The organism is Kribbella sp. NPDC055071, from assembly GCF_053608045.1.
The window spans coordinates 71,233-86,389 of the sequence record NZ_JBSGUS010000006.1; the positions used below are offsets into that span (position 1 = coordinate 71,233).

A 15,157-nucleotide genomic window follows, 5' to 3' on the forward strand; every position below is an offset into this window, starting at 1 on the left:
AGGGTTAGGCAGGCGGTGCGACTTCGGCGCTGGACTGGCCGGAGGTGGCCAGGGACTTGGCGATGAAACCGCTGGCCTTGAGGTCCTCGATGACGGTGTGGAGGTAGGCGACGGTCTCGGCGCTGCGGGTTTTCGTCGTACCGACGGCTTGCTGGATCTGCATGAAGCGCTCGTCGATCAGGCGGACCTCGGGGTTCGCGGCGACGAACTGGGTGATCGGCTGGCGGATGCCGGCAGCGACCTCCAAACCCTCGGCCAGGAAGACGTCCACACCTTCGTCGCCACGCACAATCGTTGCCTGCTGCAACGTTCTGGTCAGGTACAGGTCGTACGCCGAACCCTTCTTCACGCCGACCCGGACTCCTTCGGCATCCACGTCGGCGACCGTGGTCAGCGCCGAGTCGGCCGGTACGGCGAAGACGCCTTCGATCACGGCGTACGGTGCGGTGAACGCCACCTCGGCCGCCCGCGCCGGGTCGATCGCGAGGAAGCAGATGTCCGCCTGACCGGTCGTCATCGCCTCGAACGACTTCCGGGCGGCATCGAAACAGACGAACTCCACCGGCAACTCGAGCCGCCGTCCGAGCTCGCGCGCGATGTCCACGGTCACGCCCGACGGCTCGTCCGGTGTGCCCTGCGCGAGCACCGGATTCCCCAGGTTGATCGACGCGCGCAGGACGCCGGTCGGCGCCAGATCCTCACCAATCATCGTCATACCCGGACACTATCCACCCATTTCTGCAGAGACATTGTGTAAGTAGTCGGTGGCTCTTACTGTGTGCGCAAGAACCGTCCGATGGGGGTTGGAAATGAAGCGTCGGAGTTTGGGGCTGCTGGTGTCGGCCGCGCTGGTGTCGGCGGGGGTCTTCGCCGTACCGGCCGAGGCACACGACAGCGGCAAACGAGTGGTGGGGTACTACACGAACTGGAGTGGGTACGCCCGGAACTTCCTGGTCAGCGACCTGGTCAAGAACGGGTCGGCTGCCAAGCTGACTCACATCAACTACGCGTTCGGGTTCGTCGACGCCCAGGGGAACTGCACCAGCAGCGACGCGTGGGCCGACTACCAGCGGCCGTTCAGTGCCGAGCAGAGCGTCAGCGGTATCGCCGACGCGCCCGGTCAGGTCCTCAACGGCAATCTCAATCAACTCAAGCAGTTGAAGCAGAAGTACCCGAGGTTGCACATCAGCATCTCGCTCGGCGGCTGGACCGGATCGGCCCACTTCTCCGACGCGGCGCTCACGCCGGCGTCGCGGGCCGCGCACGTGAAGTCCTGCCTGGACCTGTGGCTGAAGGGCAACCTGCCCGGCCTCCCGGCGGGTGCGGCGAAGGGGATCTTCGACGGGGTCGACCTCGACTGGGAATGGCCTGCCAGCGAAGGCAACCCGGGCAACGTCATCCGGCCGGAGGACAAGCAGAACTTCACCGCGCTCGTGCACGAGTACCGCCAGCAGTTGGATCGGCTGTCCTGGCGCGATCACTACACGCTGACCGCGTTCCTGCCGGCGAACCCGACCATGATCGACAAGGGCTTCGAGGTCAAGAAGCTCTTCAAGGACCTGACCTTCGGTACGACGCAGGGCTACGACTACCACGGTCCGTGGGAGCCGCTCACGAACCAGCAGTCCGCGATCGACGGGCCGAAGGGCGATCCGACCACACCGGAGTTCAGCTCGCAGGTGACGATCGATTCGTACCTCTCCCGCGGTGCGCCCCGCAGCAAGCTCGTCATGGGAGTGCCGTTCTACTCACATGGCTGGACCGGAGTGACGGACCAGAATCACGGTCTCTTCCAGCCCTCAACCGGCGCGGCGCCGTCGACGTTCGACGCGGGCACCGAGGACTACCGCTACCTCAAGGCCAAGGCGGGCGACTTCACCGTCTACCGGGACAACCGGGCCGGATTCGCCTGGCTCTTCGACGGTACGACGTTCTGGACCTGGGACGACCCGATCGAGATGAAGCGCAAGGCGCAGTACATCGACCACCGCGACCTCGGCGGCGCAATGATCTGGTCACTCGACGGCGACACCGCAAATGGAGAGCTCATCTCAGCGTTGCACCGTAACCTTCACTGAGTGAATCTCGACGCACTGACGGACCGGTTCGGCGCCACCCGCGCCGAACCGATCCACGCCGGATTCTCCGAAGCAACCGTCGTACGACTCGACAGCGGCCCAGACCGCCTCTACTACAAGACCGGCGGTAGGTGTTAGTCGGTGGTGCGGAGGTCGGTGGGGGCGCCGTGGACGGCGGGGATCGTGCCGAGCTTGCCGGCCTGGAAGTCTTCGAACGCCTGGATGACCTCGGCGCGGGTGTTCATCACGAACGGTCCGGCCATGGCGACCGGCTCGCGGATCGGACGGCCGCCGAGGACGAGTACGTCGAGATTCGGCTCGGCCTGCGATTGCGTCGTACCGGCTGCGGTGCGAATCGTGTCGCCGGGACCGAAGACGGCCAGCTGACCCTTGTGGATCGGGCGGCGGGCAGCGCCGACGGTGCCCTGACCGGCGAGGACGTAGACGAGCGCGTTGTAGTCCGGCTGCCACGGCAGCACGAGCTCGGCGCCCGGGCTGACGGTCGCGTGCACCAAGGTGATCGGTGTGTGGGTCGAGCCAGGGCCGCTGTGACCGTCGACCTCGCCGGCGATGATCCGGATCAGCGCACCACCGTCGGCAGTCGACAGCAGGGCTGAGTCACCACCGCGGATGTCCTGGTAGCGCGGGGCTGCCCACTTCTGCGCTTGCGGCAGGTTGACCCAGAGCTGGATGCCGTGGAACAGACCGCCACTCAGCACGAGCTGCTCCGGCGGCGTTTCGATGTGCAAGAGCCCGGATCCAGCGGTCATCCACTGGGTGTCGCCGTTGCTGATCACACCGCCGCCACCGTTGGAGTCCTGGTGCTCCATGATCCCGTCGAGCATGTACGTCACGGTCTCGAACCCGCGATGCGGATGCCACGGCGTGCCCTTGGGCTCGCCCGGCGCGTACTCGACCTCGCCCATCTGATCCATGTGGATGAACGGATCCAGGTCACGGAGATCCACGCCGGCGAAGGCTCGCCGTACCGGGAATCCCTCGCCCTCGAACCCGCTGGGCGCCGAAGTCACCGACCGAACCGCCCGCTCGCGCACGACGGCCGGGTCGGGCTCATGCACCCGGGGCAGCACGGTGATGTCACTGACGGTCACGGCAGGCATGGTGATCTCCTCGGTTAGGTAGTTCAAGAATAAACTACCTGGCTCAACCCCGGCAAGAGTGGACGCATTCCCGGCTCCCAGGAACCTCCCAGGCTCTGCCCAGGGTGGTGGGAGGGCCGCTTGTCACCGTTGCAGTGGATGACCCGACGGGACTGGAGACCACTGATGACGACGACGCTCGACCGACCATTGACGACCGATTCGGACCATGCTGCGGGGTGGCTTCGGAGGCTGGTGCGTGGGCCTGCCGAGCAGGCGGCGTACGTCCGGCCGACGGCTGTCTCGCTCCTGATCGGCACCGCGTTCCTGTATCTGTGGAACCTGACCGCCTCCGGCTACGGCAACAGTTTCTATGCGGCCGCGGAGCTCGCCGGGACGCAGAGCTGGAAGGCGTGGCTGTTCGGGTCGCTCGACGCGGGGAACGTGATCACCGTCGACAAACCACCGGGCGCGTTGTGGGTGTCGACGGCGTTCGCGCGGATCTTCGGGTTCAACAGCTTCACCGTGCTCGCTCCGCAGGCGCTGATGGGGATAGTTGCCGTTGGCATCCTTTACCTGACGGTCAAGCGTGTCTCGGGTCCGGGCGCGGGCTTGCTGGCCGGGACCGCGTTGGCCTTGACGCCGGTCGCCGTACTGATGTTCCGGTTCAACAATCCTGATGCGTTGCTCGTTCTGCTCATGGTGGTGGCGGCGTACTTCGTCGTTCGCTCGCTGGAGAAGGCGTCGTGGCGTTGGCTGGCGTTGGCGGGAGTGGCGATCGGGTTCGCGTTCCTGACCAAGATGATGCAGGGGTTCCTGGTGTTGCCGGCGTTCGCGCTGGTGTATTTGATCGCAGCGCCGACGTCGTTGCGGCGGCGGTTCGTGCATCTGCTCGGGGCGCTGGGTGCCGTGATCGTGAGCGCCGGGTGGTATGTCGCTCTCGTTGAGCTGTGGCCGGCCTCGAGTCGACCGTATATCGGTGGGTCGACCAACAATTCGCTGCTGGAGCTTGCCCTCGGCTACAACGGGCTCGGCCGGTTGCTCGGCGGGGACGGCAACCGTGGTGGCGGAGGTGGCGGTGGGAACACGGGGTTTGGTGGGAGCACCGGCATCACGCGGATGTTCGGTGACACCTTCGGTACGGAGATCTCGTGGTTGTTGCCGGCGGCATTGATCGCGCTGGTCGGCGGGCTGTGGTTGACGCGCCGGGCGCCGCGGACGGACCTCACGCGGGCCGGGTTCGTGCTGTGGGGCGGTTGGTTGATTGTGACCGCGGCGGTGTTCAGCTTCATGAGCGGGACCATTCACCCGTACTACGCGGTCGCTCTGGCGCCGGCGATCGCCGGGCTGGTGGCGATGGGTGTTCGGCTGGCTTGGCAGCGGCGGACGTCATGGGCTGGTCGGGGGACGCTGGCGGCGATGGTGCTGGCGACCGGCGGCTGGGACTACGTGTTGCTCGGGCGTACGGCGGACTTCGTGCCTTGGGCGAAGTACGTCGTACTGGTCGCTGGCGTGGTCGGTGCTGCACTCGTCCTTGGTGGACGTTTCGTGCGGACGTTGTTGCCCGGTGTGGTGTTGGCGGTGGTGGTGTCGCTTGGGCTCGGGAGTACGGCGTACGCGGTATCGACGGCGTCGCAGGCGCATACCGGGGCGATCCCGACGTCGGGGCCGAGCACCAGCGCGATGGGCGGCGGGGGCGGGGCGCGGGGTGGCTTCGGCGGCGGTTTCGGCGGCGGGCAGGACGGTGGACCGGGTGGCGGGACGCCGCCTGGCCGCTCGGGGACCACGCAGGGGTCAGCGCCGGGCTCTGGTTCAACCTCGGGCTCGACCTCTGGTTCGGAGTCGGGGTCGGCGCCGGGGGCGGGTGAGGCGGGCGCGGGTCGGATGGGTGCTGACGCTGCTGCTAGTAGTGAGTTGACTGACCTGCTGGGCAAGACCACGACGGCTTGGGCGGCCGCGACGAGCGGGTCGCAGTCGGCGGCCTCGCTCGAGCTCGCTACCGGAAAGGCTGTGATCGCGATCGGCGGGTTCAGCGGGAGTGACGACGCGCCGACGTTGGCCCAGTTCAAGCAGTGGGTTGCCGAGGGCAAGATCTCGTACTACATCAGCGGCGGCCAAGGCGGCAGTCGCGGCGGCGGCTCCTCGGCAGCGTCGGAGATCCAGGCCTGGGTCACCGCCAACTACACCGCCACGACCGTCGGCAGCACCACGGTCTACAAGCTGACGACCTGACGATCTCCAGGCCATCACAATCGTCCGCCTCGGCCACGCCCACGCCTGGGAGTTAGCCGACGCGCCGATTGTGATGGCCTGGAGATCCGGACCTCCGCCACTCACCAACCTGGCCCGACCAGCCGGTTCACGCTCGGCGTCCGTCGCCGGAGCGGGGTTGGTCAGTGGCGGAGGTCCGGCGTGCGGTGGCACATGGCAGACTCAGGCGTTGTGACGGCGCAGATTCTGGATGGCAAGGCGACGGCGGCGGCGATCAAGGACGAGCTGAAGGTCCGGGTCGCGAAGCTGGCCGAGCAAGGTGTGGTGCCCGGGCTCGGGACGATTCTGGTCGGGGACGACCCGGGCAGCCGGGCGTACGTGGCCGGCAAGCACCGCGACTGCGCGGCGGTCGGGATCGCGTCGATCCAGGTCGAGCTGCCCGACACCGCGACCCAGGACGAGATCGCCGCGAAGGTGATGGAGCTCAACGAGAACCCGGACTGCACCGGCTTCATCGTCCAACTCCCGCTCCCCAAGCACGTCGACACGAACACGATCCTCGGTCTGATCGACCCCGACAAGGACGCCGACGGCCTGCACCCGTACAGCCTCGGCAAGCTCGTCCTCGGCCAGGACGGCCCCCTGCCCTGCACGCCGAAGGGCTGCGTCGAGATCCTGCGGCGGTACGACGTACCGATCGCCGGAGCTCACGTGGTCGTCGTCGGCCGCGGCGTGACGGCGGGCCGGCCGATGGGTCTGCTGTTCACCCGGCGGAGCGAGAACGCGACCGTCACCCAATGCCACACCGGTACGACGGACCTCGCCGCGGTAGTCCGCACCGGCGACATCGTGATCGCTGCGGCTGGTTCGGCCGGTCTGATCACCGCCGACATGGTGAAGCCCGGCGCCGTTCTCCTGGACGTCGGCACCAGCCGCAACGCCGAGGGCAAGATCGTCGGCGACATCGACCCCGCCGCCCGCGAGAAGGCAGCGTGGATCGCCCCCATGCCCGGCGGCATCGGCCCGATGACCCGAGCCATGCTCCTCACCAACGTCGTCGAAGCCGCCGAAGCGGCCCTGGCCGGATGAGCCACGTAGCCACGAAGAAGAGCGTGACGTGCTGATGGCAGGAGAAGTCCAGCGCCGCAGCGAGTGGCCCCTGATCCTGACCCTCCTGATCGGCGCCACCGGCCTGATCGTCATGCACTTCTACGACTGGCGCAACGGCATCCTCATCATCGCCGGCGGCGTCGTCCTGGCAGGCCTCCTCCGCGCCACCCTCCCCGACGCCGCCGCCGGCCTCCTCCGAGTCCGCGGCCGCATCTTCGACATCACCTTCCTCCTCCTAGTAGGCGCAGCCATAGCCGTCCTAGGCCTGATAATCCCCAACTGACCGATCCCCCCACGCGTGCGGCAGAACTGCGGTGAGCCCGGCGGACTGTGGTGATGGGATGGGTGTGGTTCACCCCCGCCCGGCCGACTCATGGCTTCCGGCTATCGCGGGACCTGCCGGGCGACGGGTAGGTGGTTGGACAAGCTGAAGAAGAACAAGGTTCTTGAACGGAGGGCGAGGTGACGGAGGTGGACGCACACCGGTTTGCCTGCAGCCGGACCGAGATCGTCGCCGGCTTCGGCGACGAGCGTCTTGGGCTTGGCTGACCCGTGGTGCTGCGGGCTGTGCGACCTGCTACGGCGGCGGACGTGTTGCGGATTGTTGAGATCTACGTGGAGTCGTGGAACGCCGGGTTCGTGGGGTTGATGGCACCCATCGCAGTCGACCAGGGTCGGATCGACCGGTGGGCAAGGGACCTGGCGAGCGGACGGTGGTGGGTCGCCGAGTACGACGGGAGCCTGGTCGGGCTCGTGGGAATCGGAGCGAGCCGGGATCCGGTGCAGCCCGGGCTGGGTGAGCTGGACACCATCGCGGTGGACCCGGCGTACTGGCGCAGTGGGGTTGGACGCGCCCTGATGCACACAGCAATCGAGGCGCTCGCCGCCGAATACCCAGAGGCGATCCTCTGGACGCTGGCCAACTACCCCCAAGCCCAACGCTTCTACGAAGCCACCGGCTGGACCCTCGACGGCAACACCCGCGACAACACCCGCCAGGTCTCCTACCGCCGAAGGTTTTGACCGTCAGGCGATCGCGCGTTCGTAACCTGCACGCCGCAGACTGTCGTTGTATTGGGAATGTTCTAGCGTGCTGTCAGGAAAGAGCAATCCATGTCTTGTACGCGCTGGCGCACGCGGTCGGCGAACGCCGGGCATCCGGCGGCGCGGAGCGCTGCCGGAAGATCGACTGCGCCGTCTTTCTGGAACCAGTACGTCATCTGATTCACGATGACTTTCTGGATCACATTGGGCGCCGATGCCTCGGCGATGCAGAAGAAGTCGTCCGGGTGCTGCGGCTCGTAGGGCAGGGCGGCGAGCTGCTTGTCGGTCATCTTGTGCCATCCGCCGTCGATGGTCAGGAGCACCTCGGCCCTGCAGGCTTTCGCTGCAGCGTCGACATGGGCGTCACCCGCGTCGTTCCCCACGAAGCTCTCATCGATCGTGTACTCCTCGACACGCTCGTCGATGTTCTCATCGATCCGCTTGAACATGGTCGAGATCACTCCGCCTCGGGCCTTCGGGTGGCGGTCGCGGTAACGCGCCGTCGCCTCGGCCATGACGTCCAAGCCGGTCGCGACCGTAAACATCCTCCCGTCGGACTCCAGCTTGGTGAGAAATAGCCAGTCGCGCAGAGTCCTGGAGAACAGAACGTCCGCGTCAACGAAGACCCGGGTAACCATGCTCGGCAGGCTACCCGGGTCCAGTCACGACTGGTCGAGCTCATCCTCCAGCGCACGCAGCTCGTCGAATGCCTTCCGCTGCCGCTCGAGACGAGCGCGCCTGAAGGCCTGCACATCGCTGAGGTTGAGCCGGTGATGGCTTCCCTTACGGTGTGCTGGGATCTCACCGTTCCGGATCATCTTCATCAACGTCGGTCGTGAGATGCCGAGCTGGTCAGCAGCCACGGTTGTCGTCAATTCCTCCGGCAGTGAGCCGATCGTGACTGACCCGCCCCGAGCCATCACCTCGACGACTGTCGCGAGGATGCCGGCCAGCTCCGGAGGAAGCCCGCGCAGCCGCTCAGCATTCTCGACAGCTAGCCGCTCAGGGTGGCCCGCAAGGGCTTCGAAGAGCTCAGTGGCTTGGCGCCGTTCCTTCGCCTCGACCAAGAGACTCTTGTCCTGGCTGACAAGTGCACTAGCCATCTCAACCTCCAACAGGGATCCTTACGGATACAAGTGAAGCACGTTACACCTGCAACCGCAAAGAGATTGCACGCGCCCCGTCCAGCGGAGACTCCGAGATCTCCAAATACAAGTGCGTCCGGGGGGGTAGTCCGAACGCCGCATGAGCGTCGGGCTCCAGCGCGTTCGCGTTGCCCCACCCGCGGTCCTCGAGCAACTCGACAGGTCAGCCCACTTCGTCAACCGGCGCCGTCTCGGGACTGGTCGATCTGGAGGGGGAGCTCCAACAACACCTGGGCAACGCGAATCCATGGCGCCGATACAGAAACGCACTGCGTTCCGAGGGACATACCACCAGCGTGTCGAACCTTTCGGCGCGCGCGTGTGCACGAAGCGCGTCCAGCAGTCGGCCGCCGAGGCCGCTGCCGCGATGCGCTGGGTCAACGAAGACGTTCGTCACCTAGCCCAGCAGGCAGGGTCCCGGATAAGGGCCGGGCACTTTCTCAATGACGTGCAGGAACACCTGCCCACACATGCGGCCATCCACCTCGGCAATCCAAGCCAGCCAGGTCCCGTTCTGCAGTCGCCCCTCGATCCACCGGCCGGCTTCATCCACGGAGGACTCATCCGACACCGGCGTCTCCGCCCCGTCGTTGTCTTCTCTCTTGAAGTCAAGGCGCATCTGCGCCAACACGAATGCGTCGTTGACGGTTGCGCGGCGGATGGTTGCGTCGCTCATCGGCTCAGCCTCGCACACCGTTTGCCTGGCGATCGATCTAGGAAGAGTCTGGTTTCTGGTGGAGCCAGGTGAGGGCGAGTGGGGCGACCTCGGCGGGTGTCAGGTTCCGGGTGTCGAGGCGAAGATGGCGGTGCCGGGTGAGGAACTCGTCGGCCGGGGTCGGCGTGGAACCCGTCGGGTCCGTACTCAGTTGATGGATTTCCAAGCTTCGCACGTTGCCGTCGGACCATTCCGTATTCCGCTTGCTCGGTTTGGCAGCCAGCCGCGATTCGCCCCGGTTGCGCACCAGGCGCGTTGCAAGATCAGCCGTCAGCTCGAGCACGCACACCTCGCCGCCGGCCTCCTCGACCGGCGCGACGAGTTGTTCGACGTAGGCAGTGTCAGCCGGGTCCTGCAGGTCCCAGACGAGGGTGAAGATCAGATCCACGCTGTTACGCACTGCCTCTTCGATCACCCGCCGCCGGAACTCGACGTTCAAGACGTTGAACGGCTCGGTGCCGTAGCCGAAGACCTCCATCAGCGGCTCAATGGTGTGGTGGTTGTGAAACAACCTGAAGTCACTCCGGGCAGCGATCTCTCGTCCTACCGTCATTTTCCCGACGGCCGGTGGTCCGATGATCAGAAGCAACCTCATGGTGGCCAACAGTCCCAGACGGTCCGTCGTACCGGCAACCAAATTCGCACGAGCCCCGGAGAACTGGCCGATCGGCATCCGACGCCACAGGTCGACGATCGCCCCGCACGGCGATAGCAGCCGCGCCGCAAGCGGGTGGACCACATCCACCCCATCACCACACCCAGTTCTAGTGGAAGAAGTGCCGCGTTCCTGTGAAGTACATGGTGATGCCGGCCTTGGTGGCGGCTTCGATGGCGGCTTCGTCTCGGATCGAACCGCCGGGCTGGACGACTGCCTTGACGCCGCCCTCGATCAGAACCTCGAGACCGTCCGGGAACGGGAAGAAGGCGTCGGACGCGGCCACGGACCCGACCGCACGCTCCCCAGCCCGAGACACAGCCAACCGGCAGGAGTCGACGCGGTTGACTTGCCCCATCCCGACACCAACCGAGGCGCCGTCCGAAGCCAGCAGGATCGCGTTCGACTTGACCGCGCGGCACGCCCGCCACGCGAAGGTGAGGTCGGCCAGCACCTCAGGCGTTGCCGGTGCACCAGCCGCGAGCTTCCAGGCGGCCGGATCGTCGCCCGGTGCTTGGAAGCGGTCGCGGTGCTGCAGCAGCAGACCGCCGCTGATCGCGCGCATCTCGACCACTTCGGAGCGGCTGAATGGCGGCGCGACGAGGAGTCGGATGTTCTTCTTCGCCTGCAGGATCTCGGCCGCGCCGTCCTCGAACGCCGGCGCCACCAGCACCTCGGTGAAGATCTCGGCGACCTGCTTGGCCATCTCGACCGACACGGGCGCGTTGGTGGCGATCACTCCGCCGTACGCCGAGACCGGGTCGCATTCGTGCGCCCGTCGGTGCGCCTCGGCGATGTCCTTGCCGACGGCGATGCCGCACGGGTTCGCGTGCTTGATGATCGCGACCGCGGGGTCGCTGAAGTCGTACGCCGTACGACGAGCAGCGTCGGCGTCGACGTAGTTGTTGTACGACATCTCCTTGCCGTGCAGCTGCTCAGCACCCGCGAGACCGCCGGAGCCGTTGAGGTACAGCGCGGCGGGCTGGTGCGGGTTCTCGCCGTACCGGAGCACGGTCGCCTTGTCCCAGGCCGAACCGACCCACGCGGGAAAGCCGCTGCCCTCGGAGGTGTCCGTGAGGTTGCTGCCCATCCAGGATGCGACCGCGACGTCGTACTCGGCGGTGTGGACGAACGCGTCGACGGCCAGCTGACGTCGCTGCTCGAGCGAGAAGCCGCCCTCCTCGATCGCGTCGAAGATCTCGGTGTACCGGTTCGGCGAGACGACGACCGCGACGTTCGCGTGGTTCTTGGCGGCGCCGCGAACCATCGACGGGCCGCCGATGTCGATCTGCTCGATGCACTCGTCGACCGAGGCGCCCGACGCGACGGTCTCGGTGAACGGGTACAGGTTGCTCACCAGCAGGTCGAACGGCTCGACCCGCATCTCGGCCAGCTGCTCCACGTGCTCGGGCTTGCGGACGTCGGCGAGGAGACCGGCGTGCACCCGCGGGTGCAGCGTCTTCACCCGCCCGTCCAGGCACTCCGGGAATCCGGTCAGCTCCTCGACCTTCATCACCGGTACGCCGGCCGCCGCGATCCGGGCCGCGGTGGTACCGGTCGACACGATCTGTACGCCGGCCTCGGACAGCGCCTTGGCGAGCTCCTCCAGACCGGACTTGTCGTAGACGCTGATCAGCGCCCGGCGGATCGGCCTGCGGTCGGTGCTCACTTCAGTCGAACCTTTCGTCCGGTGATGGTCCAGCCTTCGCGGACCAGGCGGCCGACCCACTCCACCAATTGGCGGCGTTCGACCTCCTTGATTCGCTCGGTCAAGTCTTCTTCGGTGTCGTCGTCGAGAACTGGTACGACGACCTGCGCGATGATCGGCCCGGTGTCGACGCCACCGTCCACGAAGAACAGTGTGGCCCCGGCCACCTTCACGCCGTACGCGAGCGCGTCCCGCGGTCCGTGGATCCCGGGGAACGCGGGCAGCAGCGCGTTGTGCGTGTTGATGTAGCGATCGCCGAAGGCTTCGAGGAAGTCGTCGCCGACCAGCTTCAGGAACCCGGCCGACACGACCAGATCAGGCTTGTACGACGCGACGGACGTGGTCAGCGCGCGATCCCAGTCGGCCCGCTCGGCGTAGTCCTTCACCTTGTGCACGAAACTCGGCACACCGGCGGTCTCGGCGCGGTCCAGCCCGGCGATCCCGTCCCGGTCCGCGCCCACAGCGACGACCTGAGCGCCGTACGCCGGATCCGCGCACGCATCCAGCAGGGCCTGCAGATTGGACCCCGATCCGGACACGAGCACGACGAGGCGCGCCGGCTCGGGAGTGGGCGCAACGGGGTCTGTCACGCGCCAAACCCTATCGCTCAGGGTCCGCCTCAACGTCAGCCGGTCGGCGGGAGGCGATGATCGCGGCCGTGATCGAGGCCCCGATCGCCATCCCCGCAGCCAGTACGCCGGCCGCCGGCAGCGCACTCGGGATCCCGACCACGGCCATCCGCCCTGGTCCGGCCGAGCCACCCGACAACGCCATGAGCAGGTAAAGCATGAGTCCGGCGAGCAGTGCGGCGATCCCACCCCGCAGAGCGAACGCATCCCACCCGAGCGCCTCAGCGTCCCGGTCCACCAGCCCACGCCGCGCCACCACGAGTCCCGCGACCACTCCGGCCGCCAGCGGCACCACAGCGGTCAGAACGAGCAGGTACGACGGAGTCGCGCCATCTGCAGGTACTGCGGCCAAGAGCGGCAGCGCAGGCAGGTTCCCGACATCCACGCCGGTCGGGGCGATCGACGTCCCCACTCCCAGCTGGAATCCGGGTCCGGCGAGGAAGGAAACGACGTACAGGATCAGGTTCGGCACCAGCATCAGGCAGATGGCGAACAGCACCACCGACCCGATCACCCCGGCGTCCAGGAGCTCGAGCATCCCGGTGATGCGGGAGAAGTGGATCGCGAGCAGAACGCCGTACAGGATCGATGCGATCCCGATGATGGTCATCACGGCGGCCACCGCGGCGGGAACGGCGTCCCGCAGCCCGGTGGGAGTCGCGTCGGCGATGTCCTGCGCAGCACCGGACTCGACCAGTACGCCGACAGTCCCCGCGACGAACGCAAGTAACGCCGCGCCGAGGAATGCGGACAGCGCAGAGACCTTGAGCCCGCCATCCGCCGTCAGCAACGCCACCACGAGCCCACCGAGGCCATAGACGACCGCAAATAGTCCGGAGAGCAGAATGAGGTCTCGGGCACGGTCAGCGCCGCTACTGCGCGCGGCAGACTTACCACCGCGATAGAGGCACCACGCGAAGAACAGCGTGAGACCGAGCGGCGCGACCGTGAGAGAACCGCCGTTGAGCGTCACACCGGCCTTGTGAGCGACCAGCCACGCCGATGCGCCCGCGCGGATCGCTCCGGACGCACCACCGAAGGTCGCAGCGAGCCAACCGATCACAGCGACCGCCGCACACGTCAGAAGACCCGTCAGCAGGCATGCCCCGGCTGAGATCACGGCGGCGACGACCACGGGCTTGGTCGGGGCGGCAGTGACCTCCGGCGGGCCGGACCCGGGCGGGTTCTGTGCACCGTCCCGGGCGCCCGGACGGCTCAGCATGTCGGTCATCTGCCTCCATCGTCACCCGTCGCGAGACACCACTCGTTCTGACACGCCGGATATGGAAGACTTCAGCGCGCTTACTCACGCAGGGTCCGCACGTTTTCACGTGGGGGTAGCTGTTTGTGGGCAGCGAAGGTTCACCGGGTACTGTCGGGTGGAATCAGTCAGGAGGTCGAGCTTTGGCCGGTTCCCACCGCGCACCACGCGGCGGCGGTCGTGCCGCTGCCCGGGAGGCGCGCCGGCAGAAGGCGCGCAAGCGGAACCAGACGATCGCCGCCGGGATAGCGGTTGTCGTGCTGGTCGGTGGCGGCGGGGTCGCCGCGCTGAACGCCTTCGGCGGCGACAAGTCGCCCGGTTCGAAAGCCGGCAACGGGCCCTCCGACGACAAGTCGAGCGACTCCAAGGTGCTCGCCGACGACAAGGCACTGCTCGACGTCGCCGGCGCGAAGCTCCTCGGCGCGACCGGCGCCTGGACAGTCACCGGGACGTCCGAGGGCAGCGACGGACCGGAGAAGTCCTTCCTCTGTCAGTCGCAGCGATTCGCCGATCCGTCCGGTCTGCGCACGTGGGTCCGGACCTTTCAGAACTCGGCCACCAAGGACACCGCCGTTCAGTACGTCGAGGTCTCGAACGACAAGACCGCCGCGGGCAAGGCTTACACCTCGATCGTCGGCTGGCTGAGCTCGTGCACGGTCCCGCAGACCCAGCTGACCACGAGCTACGCCACGAACGGCGTCGGCGACCGCGGTGTGATCGCGGTGTATGCCCAGCCGGCCGGCGCGAAGACGCGGTACAAGACGGTTGCGGTCTCGCTGGCCGGCCAGGCCACGATCGTGACCGAGCACGACACTCTGAGCGCGGCACCGCCCAAGCCGGACGCCGTGCTGGCGACGGCCGCGGCGGGGGTGAAGAAGATCTGTGCGCAGTCCGGCGGGTGTGGCAGTGGCGCCGCGACGGCCGCGGTCAGTCTGATGCCGTACGCCGATTCGCCCGGGTTCATGGCGGCGGTCGACCTGCCGACGCTGACCAAGATCCAGAAGCCGTGGGTGGCGGTTGCCGCGCAGACCGGTGTCGGAACGGGCTGCGAGAGGATCGAGATCAAGAAACCGAAGTGGTCGAAGGCCTCGACGTTCACGTATGTGACGCCGGATGCCGGGGTCGCGACGGAGTTCGGTCTCGACGACACGGTGGCGAAGTTCGCGTCGGTGAATGCGGCAAGCAGCTTCGTGGCCGGGATCCGGAAGAACGTCGACGGATGTCAGAAGGCGGTCTCGAACGCGAAGGTGAAATCGACCGGAACGATCTCGACCACGTCGATCAAGGGCGAGACCTGGCGGGCGACCTACGACACCGGCGGCGGCAAGAAGTTCACCTACCGCATCGGCATCGCCTCGGTCGGCACCCAGTCGGTCTATCTGCTCTTTCCGGTCCTCGAAGACCTGGACATCACCGACAGTGCGTTCAACCAAACCCTCACCAGAGCAGCCGAGCGAGCAACCACCTACAAATAGCCCCTCGCTTCGCTGGGGGGATGGAT

Annotated in this window: 17 protein-coding genes; 7 read left to right on the plus strand and 10 right to left on the minus strand. The window is 67.0% G+C overall.

Going from position 1 to position 15,157, the window contains the following annotated elements; translation table 11 throughout:
* Nucleotides 1–4 precede the first annotated feature (4 nt).
* Nucleotides 5–715: a transporter substrate-binding domain-containing protein gene (locus tag ACWF4Z_RS12380; protein WP_452243077.1), complete on the minus strand. Its 711-nt coding sequence runs from the start codon at nucleotides 713–715 to the stop codon at nucleotides 5–7.
* Between the two features lie 94 nt (nucleotides 716–809).
* On the opposite strand from ACWF4Z_RS12380, the gene ACWF4Z_RS12385 reads away from it, so the two are divergent.
* Together ACWF4Z_RS12385 and ACWF4Z_RS12390 are read left to right on the plus strand one after the other, a co-directional pair.
* A complete protein-coding gene (locus ACWF4Z_RS12385; RefSeq protein WP_452243078.1) occupies nucleotides 810–2,078 on the plus strand; it encodes a glycoside hydrolase family 18 protein in 1,269 nt (422 codons plus the stop codon).
* The gene (locus ACWF4Z_RS12390; RefSeq protein WP_452243079.1) at nucleotides 2,079–2,216 is read left to right on the plus strand and encodes a hypothetical protein; all 138 of its coding nucleotides are present in this window, start codon (nucleotides 2,079–2,081) and stop codon (nucleotides 2,214–2,216) included. It abuts the gene before it with no gap.
* Here the strand turns inward: ACWF4Z_RS12390 and ACWF4Z_RS12395 are convergent.
* Nucleotides 2,213–3,199, minus strand: coding sequence for a pirin family protein (locus tag ACWF4Z_RS12395; protein WP_452243080.1), 987 nt, complete (start codon nucleotides 3,197–3,199; stop codon nucleotides 2,213–2,215). The genes ACWF4Z_RS12390 and ACWF4Z_RS12395 overlap by 4 nt on opposite strands.
* A gap of 165 nt (nucleotides 3,200–3,364) precedes the next feature.
* Here ACWF4Z_RS12395 and ACWF4Z_RS12400 point away from each other — a divergent pair, with 165 nt between their 5' ends.
* The 4 genes from ACWF4Z_RS12400 (at nucleotide 3,365) to ACWF4Z_RS12415 (ending at nucleotide 7,522) form a co-directional block, all read left to right on the plus strand.
* Nucleotides 3,365–5,410, plus strand: a complete 2,046-nt coding sequence (locus ACWF4Z_RS12400) for a glycosyltransferase family 39 protein (protein WP_452243081.1) — start codon at nucleotides 3,365–3,367, stop codon at nucleotides 5,408–5,410.
* Nucleotides 5,411–5,620: 210 nt separating this feature from the next.
* Entirely contained in the window at nucleotides 5,621–6,478 is an 858-nt protein-coding gene (locus ACWF4Z_RS12405; protein ID WP_452243082.1) for a bifunctional methylenetetrahydrofolate dehydrogenase/methenyltetrahydrofolate cyclohydrolase, read from the plus strand.
* A gap of 34 nt (nucleotides 6,479–6,512) precedes the next feature.
* Complete coding sequence (locus ACWF4Z_RS12410; protein ID WP_452243083.1) at nucleotides 6,513–6,782, plus strand: DUF3017 domain-containing protein; 270 nt, start codon at nucleotides 6,513–6,515, stop codon at nucleotides 6,780–6,782.
* Nucleotides 6,783–7,066: 284 nt separating this feature from the next.
* Nucleotides 7,067–7,522 carry an N-acetyltransferase family protein gene (locus ACWF4Z_RS12415; protein ID WP_452243084.1) on the plus strand — a complete coding sequence of 152 codons (456 nt, stop codon included), beginning with the start codon at nucleotides 7,067–7,069 and terminating at the stop codon, nucleotides 7,520–7,522.
* A 62-nt stretch (nucleotides 7,523–7,584) separates the two neighbouring features.
* On the opposite strand, the gene ACWF4Z_RS12420 is transcribed toward ACWF4Z_RS12415, so the two are convergent.
* From ACWF4Z_RS12420 to ACWF4Z_RS12455, 8 genes are all read right to left on the minus strand, one after another.
* Nucleotides 7,585–8,181 (minus strand): hypothetical protein, encoded by a 597-nt coding sequence (locus ACWF4Z_RS12420; protein ID WP_452243085.1) that lies wholly within the window; start codon nucleotides 8,179–8,181, stop codon nucleotides 7,585–7,587.
* Between the two features lie 24 nt (nucleotides 8,182–8,205).
* Entirely contained in the window at nucleotides 8,206–8,646 is a 441-nt protein-coding gene (locus tag ACWF4Z_RS12425) for a helix-turn-helix domain-containing protein (protein WP_452243086.1), read from the minus strand.
* Between the two features lie 205 nt (nucleotides 8,647–8,851).
* The gene (locus tag ACWF4Z_RS12430) at nucleotides 8,852–9,085 is read right to left on the minus strand and encodes a GNAT family N-acetyltransferase (RefSeq protein WP_452243087.1); all 234 of its coding nucleotides are present in this window, start codon (nucleotides 9,083–9,085) and stop codon (nucleotides 8,852–8,854) included.
* Complete coding sequence (locus ACWF4Z_RS12435; RefSeq protein WP_452243088.1) at nucleotides 9,086–9,364, minus strand: hypothetical protein; 279 nt, start codon at nucleotides 9,362–9,364, stop codon at nucleotides 9,086–9,088. It lies immediately after the preceding gene.
* A gap of 37 nt (nucleotides 9,365–9,401) precedes the next feature.
* Nucleotides 9,402–10,148 (minus strand): AAA family ATPase, encoded by a 747-nt coding sequence (locus ACWF4Z_RS12440; protein ID WP_452243089.1) that lies wholly within the window; start codon nucleotides 10,146–10,148, stop codon nucleotides 9,402–9,404.
* A gap of 19 nt (nucleotides 10,149–10,167) precedes the next feature.
* Entirely contained in the window at nucleotides 10,168–11,727 is a 1,560-nt protein-coding gene (purH, locus tag ACWF4Z_RS12445) for a bifunctional phosphoribosylaminoimidazolecarboxamide formyltransferase/IMP cyclohydrolase (RefSeq protein ID WP_452243090.1), read from the minus strand.
* Nucleotides 11,724–12,356, minus strand: a complete 633-nt coding sequence (gene purN, locus ACWF4Z_RS12450) for a phosphoribosylglycinamide formyltransferase (RefSeq protein WP_452243091.1) — start codon at nucleotides 12,354–12,356, stop codon at nucleotides 11,724–11,726. Before purN ends, purH begins: the two co-directional genes overlap by 4 nt.
* A 10-nt stretch (nucleotides 12,357–12,366) precedes the next feature.
* Nucleotides 12,367–13,626: a cell division protein PerM gene (locus tag ACWF4Z_RS12455; protein ID WP_452243092.1), complete on the minus strand. Its 1,260-nt coding sequence runs from the start codon at nucleotides 13,624–13,626 to the stop codon at nucleotides 12,367–12,369.
* Between the two features lie 173 nt (nucleotides 13,627–13,799).
* On the opposite strand from ACWF4Z_RS12455, the gene ACWF4Z_RS12460 reads away from it, so the two are divergent.
* Entirely contained in the window at nucleotides 13,800–15,131 is a 1,332-nt protein-coding gene (locus ACWF4Z_RS12460; RefSeq protein WP_452243093.1) for a hypothetical protein, read from the plus strand.
* Nucleotides 15,132–15,157: the final 26 nt, after the last annotated feature.